General features: G+C 51.7%; 16 protein-coding genes and 1 tRNA gene. 10 read left to right on the forward strand and 7 right to left on the reverse strand.

The genetic code is table 11. The features are described from left to right. Window positions 1-29 precede the first annotated feature (29 nt). The 4 genes from N7326_RS05285 (at window position 30) to N7326_RS05300 (ending at window position 5,018) form a co-directional block, all read left to right on the forward strand. Window positions 30-1,253 (forward strand): MFS transporter, encoded by a 1,224-nt coding sequence (locus tag N7326_RS05285; RefSeq protein ID WP_396124746.1) that lies wholly within the window; start codon window positions 30-32, stop codon window positions 1,251-1,253. Window positions 1,254-1,456: 203 nt separating this feature from the next. Further along, a complete protein-coding gene (locus N7326_RS05290) occupies window positions 1,457-1,858 on the forward strand; it encodes a (deoxy)nucleoside triphosphate pyrophosphohydrolase (RefSeq protein WP_259078035.1) in 402 nt (133 codons plus the stop codon). Between the two features lie 307 nt (window positions 1,859-2,165). Next, complete coding sequence (locus N7326_RS05295; protein WP_263088280.1) at window positions 2,166-2,453, forward strand: hypothetical protein; 288 nt, start codon at window positions 2,166-2,168, stop codon at window positions 2,451-2,453. A 471-nt stretch (window positions 2,454-2,924) separates the two neighbouring features. Then, a complete protein-coding gene (locus tag N7326_RS05300; RefSeq protein WP_263088296.1) occupies window positions 2,925-5,018 on the forward strand; it encodes a DEAD/DEAH box helicase in 2,094 nt (697 codons plus the stop codon). Window positions 5,019-5,149: 131 nt separating this feature from the next. Here the strand turns inward: N7326_RS05300 and N7326_RS05305 are convergent, their stop codons facing one another. From N7326_RS05305 to putP, 3 genes are all read right to left on the reverse strand, one after another. Then, window positions 5,150-5,641: a DUF2269 family protein gene (locus N7326_RS05305; RefSeq protein ID WP_259078031.1), complete on the reverse strand. Its 492-nt coding sequence runs from the start codon at window positions 5,639-5,641 to the stop codon at window positions 5,150-5,152. Between the two features lie 52 nt (window positions 5,642-5,693). Beyond that, entirely contained in the window at window positions 5,694-6,374 is a 681-nt protein-coding gene (locus N7326_RS05310; RefSeq protein ID WP_259158321.1) for an HNH endonuclease family protein, read from the reverse strand. Window positions 6,375-6,501: 127 nt separating this feature from the next. After that, the gene (gene putP / locus N7326_RS05315; RefSeq protein ID WP_259158324.1) at window positions 6,502-8,016 is read right to left on the reverse strand and encodes a sodium/proline symporter PutP; all 1,515 of its coding nucleotides are present in this window, start codon (window positions 8,014-8,016) and stop codon (window positions 6,502-6,504) included. Window positions 8,017-8,352: 336 nt separating this feature from the next. On the opposite strand from putP, the gene N7326_RS05320 reads away from it, so the two are divergent. The 6 genes from N7326_RS05320 (at window position 8,353) to N7326_RS05345 (ending at window position 17,075) form a co-directional block, all read left to right on the forward strand. Continuing rightward, a complete protein-coding gene (locus N7326_RS05320; RefSeq protein WP_263088281.1) occupies window positions 8,353-11,508 on the forward strand; it encodes a DEAD/DEAH box helicase in 3,156 nt (1,051 codons plus the stop codon). 1 nt (window position 11,509) lies between these two features. Then, entirely contained in the window at window positions 11,510-12,403 is an 894-nt protein-coding gene (locus tag N7326_RS05325; RefSeq protein ID WP_263088282.1) for an SWIM zinc finger family protein, read from the forward strand. Window positions 12,404-12,456: 53 nt separating this feature from the next. After that, a complete protein-coding gene (locus N7326_RS05330; RefSeq protein ID WP_259078022.1) occupies window positions 12,457-13,596 on the forward strand; it encodes a metallophosphoesterase family protein in 1,140 nt (379 codons plus the stop codon). Between the two features lie 14 nt (window positions 13,597-13,610). Then, window positions 13,611-16,181, forward strand: coding sequence for an AAA family ATPase (locus N7326_RS05335; protein WP_259078021.1), 2,571 nt, complete (start codon window positions 13,611-13,613; stop codon window positions 16,179-16,181). 90 nt (window positions 16,182-16,271) lie between these two features. Then, window positions 16,272-16,754: a MarR family winged helix-turn-helix transcriptional regulator gene (locus N7326_RS05340; RefSeq protein ID WP_259078019.1), complete on the forward strand. Its 483-nt coding sequence runs from the start codon at window positions 16,272-16,274 to the stop codon at window positions 16,752-16,754. A gap of 90 nt (window positions 16,755-16,844) precedes the next feature. Next, entirely contained in the window at window positions 16,845-17,075 is a 231-nt protein-coding gene (locus N7326_RS05345; RefSeq protein WP_259078018.1) for a PspC domain-containing protein, read from the forward strand. A gap of 53 nt (window positions 17,076-17,128) precedes the next feature. On the opposite strand, the gene N7326_RS05350 is transcribed toward N7326_RS05345, so the two are convergent. The 4 genes from N7326_RS05350 to N7326_RS05365 all read right to left on the reverse strand — a co-directional run bounded on the left by N7326_RS05350 (window position 17,129) and on the right by N7326_RS05365 (window position 20,270). Further along, window positions 17,129-17,201, reverse strand: a tRNA-Arg gene (locus tag N7326_RS05350). Between the two features lie 110 nt (window positions 17,202-17,311). Further along, window positions 17,312-17,947, reverse strand: a complete 636-nt coding sequence (locus tag N7326_RS05355) for a LutC/YkgG family protein (RefSeq protein WP_259078017.1) — start codon at window positions 17,945-17,947, stop codon at window positions 17,312-17,314. 2 nt (window positions 17,948-17,949) lie between these two features. Next, the gene (locus N7326_RS05360; RefSeq protein ID WP_259078015.1) at window positions 17,950-19,488 is read right to left on the reverse strand and encodes a LutB/LldF family L-lactate oxidation iron-sulfur protein; all 1,539 of its coding nucleotides are present in this window, start codon (window positions 19,486-19,488) and stop codon (window positions 17,950-17,952) included. Next, window positions 19,485-20,270, reverse strand: a complete 786-nt coding sequence (locus N7326_RS05365; protein ID WP_259078013.1) for a (Fe-S)-binding protein — start codon at window positions 20,268-20,270, stop codon at window positions 19,485-19,487. The genes N7326_RS05360 and N7326_RS05365 overlap by 4 nt, the downstream gene beginning before the upstream one ends. Between the last annotated feature and the right edge of the window lie 400 nt (window positions 20,271-20,670).

Below are 20,670 nucleotides of genomic sequence, written 5' to 3' on the forward strand. Positions count from 1 at the left end.
ATCACCCCGATCGTGAGAAGAAGGAGCGGATAGTCGTGGCTGAGGAGCCGACCACGAAAATACCTGGATCGATTAAAACTCTCGTTGCGGCTGCGTTTATTATCGCACTAGGTTTTGGTTTTATATCCCCGATCCTGCCGCAGTACATCACCAGCTTCAATGTCGGTACCGCCGCGGCTGGATTCGTCATCTCTGTATTTGCTATCAGCCGCCTCATTTTCGCTCCCTTTGCCGGCAGACTCGTTGATGCTCTTGGATCGCGCACCATCTATATTTCAGGGCTTCTCAGTGTTGCCGTGACTACTACCTTGGTAGGGGTTGCTCAAGAGTATTGGCATATTGTTGCGCTGCGTGGTCTCGCGGGTTTTGGCTCTACTATGTTCACAGTCTCCGCAATGGGTCTGGTGGTTAAACTGTCACCTCCTGAAATTCGCGGGCGCTGTTCGGGCGCTTATGCCTCAGGCTTCCTCTTTGGTTCGATCCTGGGCCCACTAGCTGGCTCCGCCCTCTCTTTCCTCGGAATGCGCTGGCCTTTTGTCATTTATGGAGTATTTCTATCGCTAGCCTCATTGATTGTTTACCTGCGGCTACCTAAAAATATTGGTGAGGCCACCCCTACGAGCGAATCAAAACCAGCTTTCAGCCCCAAAGAAGCTGTGCGACTGAATACTTACCGGGCGGCCCTTATCGCCTCCTTCGCTAACGGGTGGGCCAATTTTGGAGTGCGCATCGCCATCGTTCCGCTTTTTGCTGCCACCGTATTCCACCAAGGCCCAGCTTTTGCTGGGGTCATCTTGGCGGCCTATGCGGTCGGGAATGCCCTCGCTCTGCAGTTCTCGGGGCGTCTAGCTGACCGCCACGGTCGTAAGCCGCTAATCATTGTAGGTTTATTCGTTTCCGCCACATTCACTGCGACATTCGGACTAACCGAAGATATCTACCACCTCATCGCGCTCTCGGTCCTAGCTGGTGTGGGTTCCGGTCTCTACAACCCGCCGATGCAGGCGAGCTTGGCCGATCTGATCGGCAACGACCGTGCAGGGGGCAAAGTTCTCGCTTCCTACCAAATGAGCTCTGATTTTGGTGCCATTCTAGGCCCAATTTTGATCGGTGCAGTGGTGGAGATATATGGCTACGAGATCGGTTTCTTGGCAACTAGCGCGGTGCTTTTCTTTGCCGCTATCAGATGGGTTTTCGCGCGGGAAACCCTAGCAATTAAGGCTACAGTGGAAAATCTCGAGCCTCGAGAGTAGCTAAAAGAGACGAGTCTGAGAAGGACCTCTAGACGTTCTCTGATTCTATAGTAGGCTTTAGTACTCTTTGGCTTCTCCGAGTTGGGATGGAAAGGTCGTTTAGTTCACCAGCTCAGATCACGCCCGTTAGACTGGTCCAGACCTCTAGGAGCTCTTGAGGTAAACCTGCTTGAAGCGATGGTGTGTAAGGAACGTAGAATTTTATGAAGAAATTAATCCGGGTCGTCGGTGCCGCCATCGTGGCCGGTGAGAGGGTTCTAGCAGCACAGCGTGGAGTAGGGATCTCGCTTGAAGGGAAATGGGAATTTCCTGGTGGAAAAATCGAAGCAGGGGAAACTCCTGCTGCAGCTCTCGTCCGCGAGCTCAAGGAAGAATTGGACTGTTGTGTAGAGGTCGGGGATTTGGTTAATACCGCGACCTACGACTACGACTTCGGCTCGGTGGAACTGAGTATTTTTTTCTGCACACTGGTTGGTCGAGAACCTACCCCGAAGGAGCACGCCCAAATCCGCTGGGTTGAAATTAGCCAACTATATGAGCTTGATTGGGCGCCAGCAGATCTAGCCGCTGTCGATGCTCTTGTGGGGCGCACTGATGAATCTTGAGGCTAAATATAATGTCGACCAGTTGATGTCTAGATGCGCGGGGAAAGTGTGCCCTTCGGTTTTGTTGATTCCGATACTCAATCCGGTAGTCGCTTAAGCCCAACACAGATTTCGGATCAGCCGGCTAACACCATGCTCAGAGCGTTGAGCGAAGAACCAGTGGTGCAGTGTGCTCAAGGTTTTCCGTGGCGTCTATTAGCTCTCACGCTTTAGAGTTGTTGAAGGACGACCTCTTAGGCTTCCAAGGGCCTTTAGTCTTATTAGGTCAAGGTATGACGGTTTTGACGGGCTGGATATATTCCGCGAGTTGCTACGAATTCCCAATATTGATGTATGTGTCTACCATGGCAGCGGTCTTCTTTCGAAGGGCTATCTCTTTGAGCACCGGAAGTATCGCAGCGTAATCATCGGTAGCTCGAATCTTAGCCGGAGTGCTCTCCTGGAAAACGAGGAGTGGAAGCCTAAAGTATCTGCTTCTCCCGGAGGAGGAATCACCGCATTAAACAGTGCGACGATCAATCGACCACTTGATACTCGCAACGGCGGACTCTTGACTGAAGAATGGATCGCCGATTACGAACGCACGGGTCTTTAGAGCCCCCTAGATCAAGTGCCCAGAAAATGCCCAACCCGGGATTATCGCGAATGCCATGCATTGAGGGCTGATATCTATGACTACGTTGGCCTGTATATTTTCGTTAGACAAGATGATTCCGAAGGATGAGGTTTTCCGTCTGGGAGAATCAAGTGTTCGCCACGCCACGAATGGATCGTACTGAGATGATTCCGAGCAAGGATCATACTTACGTAAAGAGATGGTTCTCGATTTCAAGAGCTTCGTTAAAGCGACAACCTCCGATCACCTGGAAGCATAGCGATGTTAAGGCGCTCGAAGCCGCTTTAGATGGGGGATCAATTTTAGGGTAGTGAGGTAACACTCTTGATGGTGCATGTATAAATAGCAGCATTAATTAATCAGGCGCTTGCCCTATCTTTTCGGTGGGTGGCATCCCTTGATTCGGCGATTAACCCCAAAGCCTCGTCATGCCGTATCGTAGATTGGGCAATGAGTATTACCGATGACGCTACCAGCGGCGCGATTGAGCTGGATGAGAATAATAATGTGTCGGAATCTCAGGAAAATACGCAGGCAACCACTGAGCCAGTTACCCTTGATGAGGTACTAGGTTCAGATGACGCCCGGGACGCGGACACTTCTGAGGACACCGGCTCTACTGTAGAAGTAGACAACGAAGTAGATGACCAGAGTGACTCAGAAGGTGAATCCAGTAATGAAAATACTGGACCTAATTTCGCCGAATTGGGTCTGCCCGAGTTCGTACTGAAGGCAGTATCAAAGGTCGGCTACGAATCTCCATCGCCTATCCAATCAGCGACAATTCCAGTCCTGCTCGAAGGCCATGATGTTCTAGGCCTAGCTCAGACTGGTACAGGTAAGACTGCAGCGTTCGCGTTGCCCATCTTATCCAAAATTGATCCTGATGTACGCCACCCCCAAGCGCTCGTTTTGGCACCGACGCGTGAATTGGCCTTGCAGGTAGCTGATGCGTTTCAGTCCTTCGCGGATCACTTAGGTAAAAGGATGTCCGTACTTCCGATCTACGGCGGCCAGTCCTATGGCATTCAGCTCTCGGGATTGCGCCGTGGCGCCCAAATTGTGGTTGGCACACCAGGTCGTGTGATCGACCACTTGCAGCGCGGATCTCTCGATATCTCAGCACTACGCTTCCTCGTCCTTGATGAGGCTGATGAGATGCTGAATATGGGCTTCCAGGAAGATGTTGAGCGCATCCTGGCCGATACCCCAGAGGTTAAGCAGGTTGCTCTCTTCTCCGCGACGATGCCTAATAGTATTCGCCGTATCTCTAGGGACTATATGAATGAGCCCCGCGAGATCCAGGTGAAGTCTGAAACCCGCACCGCCACTAATATTACTCAGCGATTCCTTAATGTGGCTCATCGCAATAAACTCGATGCGTTAACCCGTATCTTGGAAGTCACTGAGTTTGAAGCCATGATCATGTTCGTGCGTACCAAGCACGAAACTGAGGAGCTCGCTGAAAAGCTGCGTGCCCGTGGTTTCTCTGCAGCTGCTATTAACGGCGATATTGCCCAAGCCCAGCGTGAGCGCACCGTGGACCAGCTCAAGGACGGCCGTCTTGATATCCTCGTGGCCACCGATGTTGCGGCCCGCGGTTTGGACGTGGAGCGCATTTCTCACGTGCTGAACTTCGATATCCCCTCCGATACTGAGTCGTATGTGCACCGGATTGGTCGTACGGGCCGTGCCGGGCGTACGGGCGAAGCAATTCTCTTTGTCACCCCTCGTGAGCGCCGATTCCTCCGCAATATTGAGCGTGCTACTAATGCGCCTTTGCATGAGATGGATCTGCCGACCGCTGAAGAAGTTAATGATTCTCGCCGTGCCAAATTTGCCGATTCGATCACGGAGTCCTTGGAAGATCCTCAGGTTGCCGAGTTCCGCAGTTTGGTGAAAGCGTACTCGGAACAGCATGATGTTCCGTTGGAGGATGTGGCAGCCGCCCTAGCAACTCAAACTCGTGCGGGTACTGAGTTCTTGATGAAGGACGAGCCGTTCGAGCGTCGTCGTGATCGTGATGATCGCGGTGGTCGTGACCGTGGTGGGCGCTTCGGCGATGAGCGACGCGGAGGTCGTGACCGGGGCGATCGTGGTGGTTCCCGCTTCGAGCGCTCGGGCCAAGATATGGCTGTCTACCGCCTAGCAGTGGGTAAACGTCAGCATGTGCGCCCTGGTGCTATCGTCGGCGCGCTGGCCAATGAAGGTGGTCTCTCCAATAAAGATTTCGGCCGCATTACTATCGCCGCAGACCACACGTTAGTGGAGTTGCCGCGTGACTTGCCAAACTCTGTATTGGATAACTTGCGCGACACCCGTATCTCGGGGCAGTTGATTCAGATTGAGCGCGATCATTCCGGTGCCTCCATGGATCGTCGTGGCTCGGGTCGCGGAGATCGCGGAGGATTCCGTGGTGATCGTGGTGGTTTCCGTGGTGAGCGCGGAGGACAGCGCGGTGGCCGAGACCGTGGTGATCGCGGTGGCCGTGGTTTCCGCGGTGGACGTGATCGCGATGACCGTCGTGGCGGTTGGCGCGACTAATTCCATGATTGACCCCCTCCATTTGATGGTTCGCCGTTAATGGAGGGGGATTTTTTTTATGTGAATATAGCTCCACTGAGAAAAAATGCCCTCTAGATTATTTAATCCAGAGGGCATTTCTCAACTAGGTTTTAAGCGAAGATGCTCGTGATAGAAGACCACATCATAAGAATGAAGACAATCACCCACAGCGCCGCGAAAATACCGCCAAACATTGACAGTTGGCTTTTCGCGCGATTCCAATCGGCAACAGAAAAAGTTTTCGTCGATTGTTCATCAGCTGGCAGGAGATTAAGGGCGCCTAGCATATTTTTCTGGCGCGGAATGATGAGGAAGAGAAGGAGAGCCCAAGCAATAACAGAGAGGGCAATGGATGCATGGTAACGGCCTTCACTCCAATAGTCGCCGGTAAACATCAGCGCAAAGCCGAGAAGCGGAACGAGAAGCGAGAGTATCGCATAGGTTTGAGTGGTCTTGTGAAGAACCTTAGCGGCTCCGGCGGCCTGCAGATCGCCGTCTTTGGCTTTGAATGCTTGGGTATGGAAGCTTGATACCGCCACGGTAATGGGACCAAGGAAGAGAACCGCTGTGAGGATATGGAGGAGTTCCAGAAGAGAATTCATGGTAGAGTCCTTTCACTTTCTTAGAATACTTAAAAAGATACGGAAGACTACCCTACTCGAACAGGCACTGTCGACGCATAATTGACACGTCCCTTTTTGTCAGGGCAAGGTCGTATTTCACCGCAATGCGTGCGAGACGCGTGACATACCAACAGCGTCGGTGGATATTGCTTGGAAGATATCGGGAGGGCAGAAGATCTGATTTTCTTTGATTCTCTTCTTGCGATACCGCCACTAGATTGTCTGGATCATTGGCGAAGGCGCGCCGTTGGGACGTCTCCCATCGAAAGGCCCCCATATCCCATGCCGCACGTAGCGGAAAGATATGATCCACCTCGATGGCACGACCTGAACCATCTGCTGCGGTAGAAAGCGTCGCTGTTGAATAGGGATCGGGGCCAGTAAGGGGCACGGTTGCAGGAGCCGTGGGACAAAAGCTACCGCTTTCACGGGGTATGTCTGAGGGAGACTCCAATAGTTGGCTATAGATGATCTCCTCGCGGATAGAACACGGGTGTCCGGGGATCGTAGCCCAACCTGATCCAAACTCCTCCCGAGAATAACCAAGTATATGGGTGCGGCGGGAGACCACCCGAATTGAATCGAAGTCAAAATGACTACGCTGCGGATTTGGGAAGTATTCCCCAAGCAACATCAGGGTCACAAGCGTGAGAATCAAGGGAATAACAGGGATGCGATACTCATCCAGAGTAGTACTGCGAAATGGACGCATACGACCTACGACTAAGCAGGGGGTCCATTTGGTTCCTCAAGATGCGCAAAACCCCTTCTCCTTGCCAAGAAAAAGCAACGAGGAGGGGTTTGGTGAAGTTTTAAACCGAAGTCTTAAACCCGGGAATTTAATCTCTAGCCCGAGCGGTTGCGGTCATAAACTGTTGAGTGACTGTGTCCTGTGGGGGAGCGGTGATCAGCGATACCACCACGGTGACGACAAAGGAGCTGATAACACCGGGCACCATCTCGTATAAGAATTCGCCAAGGCTCGTCGATCCCCAGATGAAAACCACGATGGCACCAGTTATCATCCCAGCTAGTGCGCCCTGGGTATTTAGCCGCTTCCAGTAGAGGCTCAAAAGCACCAGTGGTCCGAAGGCCGAGCCAAAGCCCGCCCACGCGAAGCCAACTAATCCCAAGATGGAATCAGATGGATTTACCGATAGAATGCCAGCAACTACAGCTACCGCAACCACCGCTGTGCGGGAAAGATTGATGAGTACCTGCTGACGTGGTTTCTTCTTTACCACAATAAGGTAAAGATCCTCTATGAGTGAGGTGGAGGAGACTAAAAGCTGGGAAGAAATAGTGGACATGATAGCTGCTAGTACCGCAGTCAAGATGAGACCAGCGATCAGGGGATGGAAAAGAATTCGTCCCATATCTAGGAAGATGGTTTCAAAGGCCTGGCGGTCCACAATCGAGATATTTGGGTTTTGACCGAAGAAGGCGGTACCGATAATCGCCACAAAGGTGGCGCCAGCAATGGTCAAAATCATCCAGCCAATACCAATAGCGCGGCCACGCTTGGCGTCGGATGGACTGCGTAGAGCCATAAATCGCACGATGATATGCGGCTGACCGAAGTAACCTAAGCCCCAAGCCATATTTCCGATAATCGCTGCGAAGGAAACTCCGGACACCATTGAGAAGTAGGTGGGATTACCCACCCCAGAGGTATACGGTCCGTAATCGTTATGGGCGGCCCATGTCCATATAGAGCTGGGGTCGTCGAGATAAAACAGCGCCATGACAGGAACGATGATAAGGGCACAGAACATGATCGTGCCCTGAACGGCATCCGTATAAGAGACCGCCAAAAAGCCCCCGACGAATGTGTATACCACTGTAATAAAGGCAACGATCAACATGCCGTCCAGATAGTTGCCGCCGAAGGTTGACTCGAAATAGCGTCCGCCTGCCACCATGCCGGAGGAAACATAAAAGGTAAAGAAGACCACAATAATGAGGGCGGAAACTACCCGGAGCAGGCGGGAGGAATCTGAGAGTCGATTTTCAAAGAAGGAGGGGATAGTGACCGAGTCGGAGGCGACCTCTGAGTAGGCGCGCAGTCTCGGGGCTACCCACTTCCAATTGGCCCATGCGCCAGCAATCAAGCCAACGGCAATCCACAATTCGCTGATACCGCTGACAAAGAGTGCACCAGGAAGGCCCATGAGAAGCCAGCCAGACATGTCGGAGGCACCGGCGGACATCGCCGCAACAAAAGGATTGAGGCCTCGTCCGGCGAGAACGTAATCGTCGTAGGCGTCAGTTTGGCGGTAGCTCCAGTAGCCAATGCCAAGCATTGAGCTCATATAGATAATGATGGCGAGGATATACCAGGTTTGATCTGACATAGGGCCGCCACCTCCTTTGATAGTTCAGTGACAAAAAGAAAAGAGATGAAAATATTTCTTCCCCTAACACTGTTCGAGCCTCTTGCTTGCGATTAGGGGTGGGAATTTTTCATCACGGGAAGGGATCTTACACGCCTAGTAGTTAATAGCAGGACTTTATCGAACAGAGCTGCACAATCAGGAGAGAGTGAAATATACCGAGCTGTGGGCATTCCTCGTGGTAGCGGGAGAGTGCAATCTATAGGGATTCGCAAGATGAAAGCGAGGGTATATTCTTATACAGATCGGCTTCTTTTTCTTCTGGCACTCGATTTTCCTTTGGGTGGAACGGTTTATATGACTTCTCACTTAATTCACGGACTCTGGCAGCGTAGTTCGGGCCTGCATCTGTGGATCGAACAAGTAGAGGGGCACCGTATTGTTACCCCTGATGATATTGCGCCGGGAGTTTTCCCCGACGAGATAGACGCCATGATCCGGGGAAAAAAATTCTGGCACCGGTTGAATATGACCCTGCTCACCCCCAAAGGGCGCCAAGTTCGTCTGGGAGTCCCCACAATGGCCTTGGCTCCAGAATATGCTGTTAAGCTCCTCGCCCGAGTTGCTGCCCTCAACGAGGTCACCACCACCGAATCCCAGCTCGCCACGATTGCTAGTGATCTGAAGTGGATGAGCCACCTGTATAAGGGGTTATATCACTGTGTGCGGGCGGGTCGGATCACCATCAAACTCAATTATTTTGAGCAGCAATGGTATCCCACGTGGCAGCTATCGACGGGCTTGGGAGAGCGCGGTTGGATCGCTCATATGACACACGCGTGCCCTGGTGTACTCGTGCGCAATAGTGGTTCGAGTGTGGCAGAAGATATGGCCGAGGAATTGCCACATTGGATTGCGCAGGCGATCCTCAAACCGCTGTATTTTAAACCCCGAGCCACACCATGGCACGATTTTCCGCGTGCCCTTTTAGCCTCCGAACCGCTTAGACGCGGAAGCGCTCAAGTTGTGAGCGCGTTGAATAAATGGAAAGAATCCATACAGGCTGTAGGTCTGGAGCTGATAATTCGAGTTGAGGAACCCCCGCGTTCAGACGAAGAGGAACAGAATTTATACGACAATGCTGATCATGCCGAGTGGCCTGTGAGAGTCAGCGTGAGATCCGGTATCGACCAACCTGTGCCTGTTATTCTCAGTCAATTTGACTCAACTACCCGTCAACAGTTGGAGGCTATGCGGCGAGAATTGTCCTTTGTCTCCCGCTATTTTTCAACCGAACAAACACCTCACGCGCATCCGACAACACGGTTAAATGACGGACAGGGCGGGGATTTTGATATCTACCTCAGCACTGTCGATCTTGTGGACTTTATAGCCACAGATATAAAAAGGTTGCGCGAAGCTGGATATACGATCTTTCTCCCCAAAGCGTGGAGCAATCAGGATACAAAGGCTACCGTCAAAGTGAGCGCCGCCAGTGAATCGACAGGAGATCGCAAGGTCGGTATGGATGCCATTGTGGACTTTTCCTGGCAGATCGCTATCGGCGACACCACCTTAGATGACAAGGAAATGAAGGAACTCATCGCCTCGCAGTCGGGACTGATAAAGCTGCGCGGCGAATGGGTCATGGCTGATTCCCAAGCCTTGAACAAAGTGCGCTCATATTTATCAAAGATGCACAGCTCGAAGCTGAGCTCCCTCGAAAAAGAGCGTGCCAGGCTCCACCAAGAGCTTCTATCAGATGTCGACCCCGATCTGATCTGTACCAAGAAAAAGGAAATCGCGGACTTAACAGCCCGCATCGCCAGGGAAGCCTCTAGCTCGGGACGTCTGAGCTTGCAGGACCTGCGCGAATTGTCTCTAGCTGATGAGTCTCAGTATGCACACGACCCGGTAGAATTCACCGGAAGCGATTGGTATCTGGCTCTGATGGGTAAGGGAAATCTCCCCGAGCTACCCGCACCACAACCCGTAAAAATCCCGACCACGGTGAGAGCCCAACTGCGCGATTACCAGCACCGCGGCGTTTCATGGCTGAAGTGGATGTCTAGCCAGCATCTCGGCGCTATCTTGGCTGATGATATGGGACTCGGAAAAACCCTCCAACTTCTCACTCTCCAAGCAATAGAAAAAGCCGAGTTTGAGACACAGATGCACGCCATGCGTGGGATCACCTCCAGGTCCCCGTACGGGCCGTCTTTGGTGGTCGCTCCCACATCGGTGGTAGGAAACTGGGCCAAGGAGGCGCAGAAATTTACCCCAGAGTTAAAGGTGCTAGTCCACCATGGGCCCAAGCGGATGAGTTCGAAAGATGAGCTTGATAAATTAGCTGGCTATGATCTCGTGATCACCTCCTACGGCACTGTGAGCCGAGATATCTCTTTGTTCTCCCGGGTGTACTGGCACCGGGTCACCCTCGATGAAGCACAGCATATAAAAAATTCTCAGACCCGAACCTCCAAAGCTGTGCGCGCACTCAGGAGTACGCACCGGCTGGCTTTGACGGGCACTCCAGTGGAGAATAGGTTGCTGGAACTGCGTGCCATCCTAGATTTTTGCAATCCAGGGATCCTAGGCAGCGTGTCATTTTTCAGAAATCATTTTGCCAAGCCCATTGAGGTAACCCAAGATGAAGTCGTGGCTGAGAAGCTTAAAACTCTCACGCAGCCTTTTATCTTACGAAGGTTGAAATCCGATCCGACAGTGGCCCACGATCTGCCCGCAAAGACCGAAAATATTGTGACAGTCGATATGACCGCTGAGCAGGCAGCTCTCTACCAGGCCTACGTCAATGAACTCAAAGAAGCTTTGAGCCATAGAGAGGGCATGAAGCGCCGTGGCCTCATCCTTAGTTCTTTGACGAAAATTAAGCAGATCTGTAATCACCCAGCTCATTTCTTGGCCGATAACTCGCCCGTTACCTTTAAAGGCAAGCACCGTTCTGGCAAAATCGAAGAGCTTATGAATATCGTCGAGAATGCCCGTGCCAATGACGAGAAAATTCTTGTATTCACCCAGTACAAGGCCTTCGGAGATATCCTTGTACCATATCTGGAAAACTACTATGGCACTGACATACCCTTCTTGCACGGAAGTGTGAGTAAATCGGGCCGCGATCGGATGGTGGATGAATTTCAATCAACGAGCGGGGCGCCGGCAATGGTGCTCTCGCTGAAGGCGGGTGGCACGGGACTCAATCTCACCCAAGCTAATGTGGTGGTCCATATAGATCGCTGGTGGAATCCAGCAGTGGAAAATCAGGCCACCGACCGTGCCTATCGCATCGGTCAAGATAAAAATGTCATGGTATACAAACTCATTACTGCCGGCACCCTCGAGGAGAAAATACAAGAAATTATCGAAGGTAAATCAGCTCTCGCCCACACGATGATAAGTCGCGGTGAAGGGTGGCTGACCGAGTTAGACGACAGTGAGCTGGCAGAATTACTAGAGTATCGGACCATGTCCGATGGTTTGAGTAGGGAGGACTAGAATGGCAGATAATCAAGCACTACCTCCGAACAGGCATATTTCTCGCGACAATATTATCTACGCAAATTTTCATGCTGCAAAGCGCAGCTCAGCGGGCGAGGATGAACGACAATCGCCGGCGAAAATCCGACGTATCGAAGGGATGCGCTCGCACCGAAAGCACGAGCGCATCCCTTTAATAGCCAGGCGCATAGTGGAACTCGTAGAGAAAAAAACCGAACCTAAGAGGGGAGAGCGAGGCCGGTCCTACCAGCGCGCAGGTAAGGTTGCGAGCCTCGATTTTAAGGACGGGGTTATATACGGTTCAGTAGCGGGTACCCAAAATCTCCCATTCGATTGCGCCATAACTTTGCCCTACTTCGGTGAAGAGGCAAAAAGAAAACTTATTCAACTCCTACTGGAGAATCCCGTCGCATTCGAGCGGATGCGCGCCGGGGACTTTCCTCACGAGGTGGTAGATCTTTTAATTGGAGCCACTCCTTTTGACATCCGGTTTTCGTGTGATTGCCCGGACCTGAAGCCGCTATGTAAGCATCTCGTTGCGGTTGCATATGAAGCCCAGGAGAAAATAGAGCGCGAGTTTGAGGTCGCCTTAAAGATGCGGGGACTCTCGTTTGCCGCAATCGACGAGCTGCTAGTCTCTGCCGCACATATAGCTGCCCAAGAGAAGGCGAAAGATGCCACTATCGACCAAGAGGAATTTTGGCATGGAGGCCCTGTGCCACCTATCCCAGAGTTGGAAGTACATTCTGTTCTCGATGACTCGGATCTCACACTTTTGCATCAAGCGATGCGATTGGTCAGCTTCAGTACTTTGGACGAATTAAGAGCAGTAAGCGATATCGAAGACATTTTCGATTATCTAATCCGCGCAGACGATGATGTGTCTCAGTAATCTTCTAAAATTAAAATAACGACAAAATCAGCGAGCGAGGGGCCGAAAGAACAATGGCAGTTAAATTCTTGCATACCTCAGATTTTCAAATCGGTATGACCCGAGCTTTCCTCGAGGGTGATGCAGGCCCCCGCTTTGAAGCGGCACGCAAAGATGCCATAGTGCGCCTCGGTGAGATAGCTGCAGACAACGGGTGCGCGTTTATGGTGGTGGCAGGGGACGTTTTTGAGCATAATACTATTAATGCCAGGGTGCGAGAACGCGCTCTGCAGGCGCTAGCGAATATCCCTGTGCCAGTCTATCTACTACCTGGAAATCACGATCCTTTGAGTGCGGATAGCATATTCCACCGTGTGCAAGAATACGAGGGTTTAAATATCCTCGACGATGACTCGCTACGAGAAGTCCTCCCCGGCGTCGAGTTAGTGGGAGCCCCGCTGCGCTCGAAGCGAGCAGGCCAGGATCTAGTAGCTAAAGCGTTGAAGGATCTTTTACCCACTTCGGCTATTCGAATTGTGGTGGGACATGGACAGGCGCTTGCGCGCTCTAATGAAGTCAACCCAGATCTTATTGATCTGGCTGCCGTGGACAAGGCTCTCGAACAGGGGATCATTGATTATGTTGCGCTTGGTGATACCCATTCCACCCAGTCGGTGGGGTCCAGCGGAAAAGTTTGGTATTCAGGCGCACCCGAAGTGACGGATTTCAGAGAGGAACCCAGTGGGATGGGGGAATATAACTCTGGAAATGCTCTGATCGTCGAAATTGAAAAGAGTGGCCACACAAGTACCGTTAAACCTGTAGAAGTTTCGGTAGGCACGTGGCGCTTTATCGCACCCCATTTCGAACTGTATAGTAGAGCGGACGTCGAAGATTTTTTTGCCTACCTCGATGCCTTCCCAGATAAAGATCGAGTGGTTATCAAATATGCCCTCACCGGCTCTCTTGATATTAGTACTATGAGATTCTTCGAGAACGGACTTGCTCAGCGAACAGTACTTTTCGCAGCTCTATTTCCGCGGACGCGCCTGATGGACTTAGCTATTCAGCCCACAGCCGATGATGTGGACGATCTTAGTTTTGACGGTTTTGCCCGTGAAGCTTTCGAGGAACTCATAGAATCAACAGATCCCCATGCTCAGGAGGCACTGAAATTGCTCCTGCGCCTTGAAGCCGGACTGGACAGGACCTAAGAGGAGAATTCACGATGGACATCCAACGAATTGAGCTCAAGAATATTCGCGGTATCAATCACCTCATTCTCGATGATCTCCCTGCCACCGGCGTTATTATGATCTCTGGAGATAATGAGGCAGGAAAATCCACAATACTTGAAGCTATCCGCATCGCATTGGATATGAAAGCAACCTCAAAAAGCAAAAATGTGAAGGCTCTCAAACCTCTCGATCGGGATGAAGCTCCAGAAATTTGGCTGCATTTTCGCCTCGGTGAGCACAAGATCGAACTATATAAGCAGTATCTGAAAGCGCCCAAAACTGAGCTGAAGGTCGATAACCGAAGCTATACAGCGGACGACGCCGAGGACCAACTAGAACAACTCAAGCAGCGATATATCGATCCTGGACTTTTTCGGGCACTTTATAATCAACAAGACCAAATGGACGACGATCTGGTCTTTGCTGATATTAAGCCATTAGAAGACACCTTACGCGCTGACCTGGACGAGGATGCCTCTCCCGATCATGGAAACGAATTGATTAAGAGAGCTTTCGAGGAGTATTCACGGTTTTACCAAAGAACCGGGCGAGAAACCACCGAGGTGAAAAATGCGCGTCAGGCGGTTCAAGAAGCTCAGCAAAACTTCGAAGCCAAGAAGAAAAAACTCTCAGATCTCAGCACCTATATCGCTGAGTATGACAAACAGCAGCGCCACGTCACCGAATCGGAGAAAGCGCTGCCCACGTACCATGATCACGTAAGCGAATTAGCAGAGCAGGTTGCAGAGATCGAATCCGCTGAGAATAAGCTACTGGGATTAAAAGAAGACTTCGAGCGCGCACAAGAAGCCTTAAAACACAGTATAAGAGAGTGCAAGAGGCGCCAAGAGTTGCAAGCCGCTTGCGCAGAGCTTGCTCAGGAACTGGCCCAACTGCGCAAAGATATTATTCCCATAGCGCAGGCCGCCGACAAAGAGCATGAGGAACTTGAGGCGCTGAGGACACGCAGAGGCGATCTTACTGACCAACTGAAGCAATTACGGGAAGAGATAAAAACTCTCAAGGAGCGTATTGAACGCACGGCCGCTGGGGAACTGGCTCGGGAGGCAACAGAAACCCTAGAAAAGATTCGTGAAGTCGAAGAAACTATTGCCCGTCTCGCACAAGTTCCCCACATCGAGAACAGTGTACTTAAGCAACTGGAGCAGGCGTGGGAGAATTTCAATGCCGCTTCTATCAAGGCCGAAGCCCAATCGACGGTTCTATCCCTATCAGCCCGTTCCGACACCGAGCTTCTAGTCGATGGACAGGATGTAGCAGTTGGTCGGGAGCGTAGAGACTACTTAATCACCAAACCCTTAACACTCGAGATTGGTGATATTACCGCAGAGATCACTCCAGGCGCCGGTTCGGTGCAACGCGAGCGAGACGATTCGGAGGCCAAATGGCAGGAGTTAAAAGACGCTGCCGGTGTCGAAACTATCGAACAGGCACGTGAGATATTCCATGCAGGGCAAGAAGCAACCCGTAGTATAGTCAGCTACCGCAGCACACTGAAGGAATTAACCAAGGAGCGCACCCACGCAGAGTTATCGCAGCTCATCGCTGCAGCACCTCAGGACGAGGATGAGGATAGCTCGGCCGATCTAAGCGCTGAGCTCCATCTTCTAGAGAAATCAAAAGAAGAAAAAGAAGAAGAGCGAGAGTGCCTTGACGCTCAGATCACCGATAGTGAGAACTCCCCGCAAGCTCAACTCCTGCAATCGCTCAGTAGTACTATTAGCGCCAAAGAAGCTGTTTTGCAGCGAGAGGAACTGTATCTAGAAAGCGCCGAAGCCGAAGTGAGTTCTTTGGTCTTAGATCAGCAACGAGAATCTGCGGAGACGATGGTGGAGAAAACCCGTCAGAAATGGGAAGCAGCCAAAAAGCAACTCGATCTCTTGGATATCGAGAATAAAAAAAGAGCACTGGAAGTTGCGCAAGCGAAAGTGACCAACACCAAAGAATCATTAAGACGAGCCGAGCAGGAAATCGCCCGCATGGCCGGCTATATCGAACAAGCCGATGGGGCCGGCACAGACTACGACCTAGCCTGCGATCATCTAAGTCAGGCGGAGCGTAAACTTGAGGCGATAGAGAGCCGGGCAGCAGCGGCAAAGCTCCTTTATCAGATACTACTTTCACACCAGAAATTGGCCCGAGAGCGCTATGCCCTCCCCTTTGCCCAAAAACTCAATTCCTTAGCACGGATTGTATGGGGGCCTGATGTGAATTTTGAGTTGAGCGAAAAGCTCCAAGTGCTCGCGCGTACCGGAATGGGTGGAGTTCGCGTAGAACAGGGCGAACTCTCAGGTGGGGCAAAAGAGCAGCTGAATATCCTATCGAGGCTTGCCGTTGCCTCCCTGGTGAGCGAGCAGTCAATCCCAGTATTTTTTGACGATGTACTCGGATCAACAGATGCCACGCGTCTGGACGCTATGGCGGCAGTGTTCAACCAGCTCGCTAAAACTCAGCAAATTTTCGTCCTAACCTGTGTTCCCTCGCGCTACCAGGGTGTTACCCAGTGCGATGAAAGACCTCTCGCTTTGCTCAAAAAATAGTAACAGGCTTTAAAAATTCCGCAAGGACAATTTTACAAGTAGAGACCGTGACGTTTCCCAAAAGAAAATTATGCGGTTATCATGGGCTTTATGAGTACTCCCCGCTGGTTGACCGACGAAGAGCAGGTATTTTGGCGCCTCCTACTAAGCACCGTGCGGAAGGTACAGAATACTAATGAGCAAGTACTGCACAATGAACACAAGCTCACCAGTAGCGAATTCGCCGTCCTCGTATGCCTATCGGAAGCTCCGGATGAGATGCTGCGTCTGCGCGATTTGTGCGCCAATCTGGAGTGGGATCGCTCCCGGACGTCGCACCAGGTAACTCGCATGGAGAAGCGCGGTCTCGTAGCTAAAAGTAAGTGTTCCGGTGATGCACGAGGCATCCATATCAGCCTCAGTGCCGAAGGAAAGAAGCGTCTGGTGGAAGCGGCCCCGACCCATGTAAATACGGTGCGATCATTGATTTTCGACACCATCACACCCGAATTGATGGCAGCGGTAGAAATATATCTCCAGAATATTCAAGATCAAGATCTCTCTGCTCCTGATATCGATTCACCAGCAGTGTGAATTCAGGGTTTATTCAGGGGGATCCCTGATACCTACAGTTGTTGTGAAAAGGCATAATAGAAGGATCACATCACAATTAAGGAGACTTCGATGGAATTTTATTCGACGCCCTATGGCGACCCTTCTGTCCCGTGGTACCAACGGCAGGTCCACCGTTCGCGGACTCAGGGAATCGCTGGGGGAGTGTTGGCGGGTATCGGGGAAACCTACGGTGTCAATATCACGTTGCTGCGGTTGATATTCTTGCTCTCCATGATGCTGCCTGGCCCGCAACTGCTCCTTTATTTCCTGGCGTGGTTTCTTATGACGCCACGGGGCTAAGATAGCGAATAGGTCCCTCTCCACTTCATCTGGAGAGGGACCTATTTATATAGTGCCCCCGACAGGAGTCGAACCTGCGACCTTTGGTACCGGAAACCAGCGCTCTATCCACTGAGCTACGGGGGCCAAGAAGTTCTCATTCTATAAAGAACAACGCGACTTACTTTAGCACCTTAGAGGTCAAACTAAAAAAGAGCGGCGAGGCCGGGTATCTTCGCCGCTCCCACTAGGAATTTTTAGCCATCCACTAAAACACAGATGAGAGTACGCGGGCCGTGCACACCTTCAACACGGCTGAGCTCGATATCCGAGGTGGCTGAAGGCCCAGAGATCATGGTGATCGGTCGAGTGCGACCCAACCGGGCGATCATTTCCGGAATTCCGTAAACTACCGAATCCATATGCACAATCACAACGTGGCAGTCGGGCACTAAAGTGAGGGCACGACGACCACAGCGGTCATTGGACTCCAGACAAATGGTTCCAGTTTGAGCCGACGAAACATGAGAATCAGTCACGATAGCGTCAACCTCATTGAGGGTGCGCGGATCCACAGAGTTGTCGTCGGGAGATGCGTGACCATTAAATGAGTCGAAGAGACCACTATCGAGACCAGGAGCATAGCGAACAGTACGCGCTTCGCGAGCATTAAGGATTTCGGAAATCTTATTCCCTAGTCCCTCAGCGGTGCTTTCTTCCACGATAGCCTTGTAGTCCAGGAGGCGATCGATAAGAATGTCCTTGAGTTCTTCCCGTGAATACTTCTCGGTCTCGTTCTCGTTGTATTCGCGGACAATCTCAACCTCGTCGGGCATATTGGAGAGCTTGTGCGCATTCCGAATACGGGTGAGCATCTCAGTCTTGGCATCCATTATTAATTCTCCTCGCCCTCGTTGAGCTTATTGGTGGGAAGACCGTCGTGGCGGGCGTCAGTGAGCAGCTGCTGCGCCTCATCAGATTCGAACCACTGTCGGAAAGATTTCTTTGGTGGCACCGCGGTATCGCGAATATCGGTCCAACCAGAAAGGAAGGATGGTAGATGCGTAATCTTGCCGTTGAAACCTCCGAGAATACGCCCCATGAAGACCACACGCGTTGCAAGGTTCCACAGAGTCGGAGAGCCCCACGTCATTTGCATAGCACCCATAAGTGCACCTTCGACGAGTGGCTTGTGCTTTTCCACCTTCTGGTGGCGCAGTTCAAGGAGGGTCTCCACAATAGGGATTTTAACCGGGCACACTTCATTACAGCGACCACACAGTGAGGAGGCATAGGGGAGATAGTTATTTGGATCGTCGGAGGTGTCCATGCCAGTTAGCTGCGGTGACAAAATAGCACCGATGGGGCCAGGATATGTGGAGCCATAAGCATGTCCACCGGCGCGCTCGTAGACGGGGCAGACATTCAAACAAGCTGAGCAACGGATGCACTTGAGAGCTTCGCGGCCGAGTTCGTCAGACATTGCGGCAGTGCGGCCGTTATCGAGCAGAATTAGATGGAAGTTCTGAGGGCCATCGCCTTCAGTAACCCCTGACCACAGTGAAGTATAGGGATTCATGCGTTCGCCGGTGGAAGAGCGCGGCAGTAATTGCAAGAAGGTCTCGTAGTCGCGGAAAGTTGGCAAAATCTTCTCAATGCCCATCACGGAAATGAGGGTTTCCGGAAGTGTAAGGCACATACGGCCATTGCCCTCTGATTCCACAATCGTGACGTGCCCTGTTTCCGCGATACCAAAATTGGCGCCCGAAATAGCTACCTTGGCTTCCATAAACTGTTCACGTAGGTATACGCGAGCAGCCTCTGCCAGCTCCGGGGGATCGGAGCTAATCGATTCGTCGATATGACTCATCTTCTTCAGGAATATAGAGCGAATCTCGGCTCGGTTGCGGTGAATAGCAGGCACCAGAATGTGGGAGGGGCGATCCTCTCCTAACTGCACAATCAGCTCAGCGAGGTCAGTTTCTTGAGCAAAAATACCAGCTTCCTCGAGCTGTTCATTAAGAGCAATCTCTTGGGTAGCCATAGATTTAATTTTCACGACGCGATCGACATTTTGCTCCTTCACTAAGTCGAGCACGATCTTGCCAGCCTCGGCGGCATCGCGCGCCCAATGGACGTGACCGCCGCGGGCAGTGACTGCTTCCTCGAACTGCTCGAGCAGCTCGGGAAGATGCGCCTGGACATAACGCTTGGTCGTGGATCCTGCTTCACGCAGCGCTTCCCAGTCATCAATTTCAGAGATGACCTCGTGGCGCTTATTCCTAATATGCGTGGTGGCCTTGGTGAGATTACGCCGCTGGGTAACATTATTGAGCCCATCATGGGCTTTATGTGGGAAGGAATCATCGCCACGCAACATCGACGGTGCTGTTGCGTAGGGTGGCATGGGTGGGGTGCCGAGATTAATGCTCACAGCATTGCCTCCTTGGAATAAGCGGCCGACGTGGGGCTCCACTCGTGATCTTTAGTGGATGCAAGAATTTCCGCGATATGAATAGCGCGGATGCCAACATGCTGACGGGAAAGGGAACCGGCGATATTCATTAAGCAGGATGAATCGCCACCAGTAACGAATTCTGCTCCCGTTATCTGAATATTACGGCATTTATCCGAAACCATCGCAGCGGAAGTTTCCGCGTTCTTAAGCGAGAAAGTGCCACCGAATCCGCAGCATTCTTCCTTATTAGGCAAATCGATAAGCTCCAGGCCTTCGACATGCTGCAATAAGCGGTATGGGCGGTCGCCAAGTTTGAGAAAGCGCAAGCCGTGGCAGCTGGGGTGGTAGGTCACCTTGTGAGGGAAGAAGGCGCCGACATTCTCCACACCTGCGACATCGATCAGAAATTCGGGGAGGTCGAGGGTCTTTTGAGCGCACTTCTTGGCGCCATCAACTAGAGAGGCGGTGCCATAGCGTTTAGCCAAGTGCTCGTGATCATCGCGGACGGCGGTAACGCAAGAGCCAGAAGGGGAAACGACATAGTCGATGGAGGAATCCTCGAAGGCGTCTACGTAGTTCTTTACTTGGCCAATCGCTTCGCGTTGGTAACCGGTATTGACGTGCATCTGACCGCAGCAGGTTTGGGCCTTGGGGAAAACGACTTCATGGCCCAAGCGGGATAGAAGCAAAGCGGTGGCCTTCGAAGCATCGGGGAACATGGCGTCACCGATGCATGTAGAGAAGAGCGCAACTCTCATGTGGTACTACTCCTGTCTTGTGGAAGTTAGATATTCACGCCGCGCTTAGTTCAAAGCTCCACCCGAGGGTGACGCATCTGTGGCCCGAAAATTGCGAGTAATCCTTGGGTTAGAGAAAGCGTGAGACGCGAAAATAGCTACCTTTTACCCTACCTGATCACCCTTAGTTAATCTAACCAAAACTAGCACTAAAATAGCGACCTAGCTGCCAATATATAAGAAACACTAGTGTTTCAAAAAGGCTAACCTAACTTAGGTTAAGGTAAGAACGGTACTGAGCGCTTACTTTCCGATATTGTCAGTTCCCGCTTGAATCGTTGCGGGTGGTAAACCGCATAAAAAGGGGAACAGTTGTCAATAAAAAGCACCCACTTACTCCCCCTTATATGGGGGAGCAAGT

Source organism: Corynebacterium sp. ES2794-CONJ1, from assembly GCF_025660615.1.
Taxonomy (GTDB): domain Bacteria; phylum Actinomycetota; class Actinomycetes; order Mycobacteriales; family Mycobacteriaceae; genus Corynebacterium.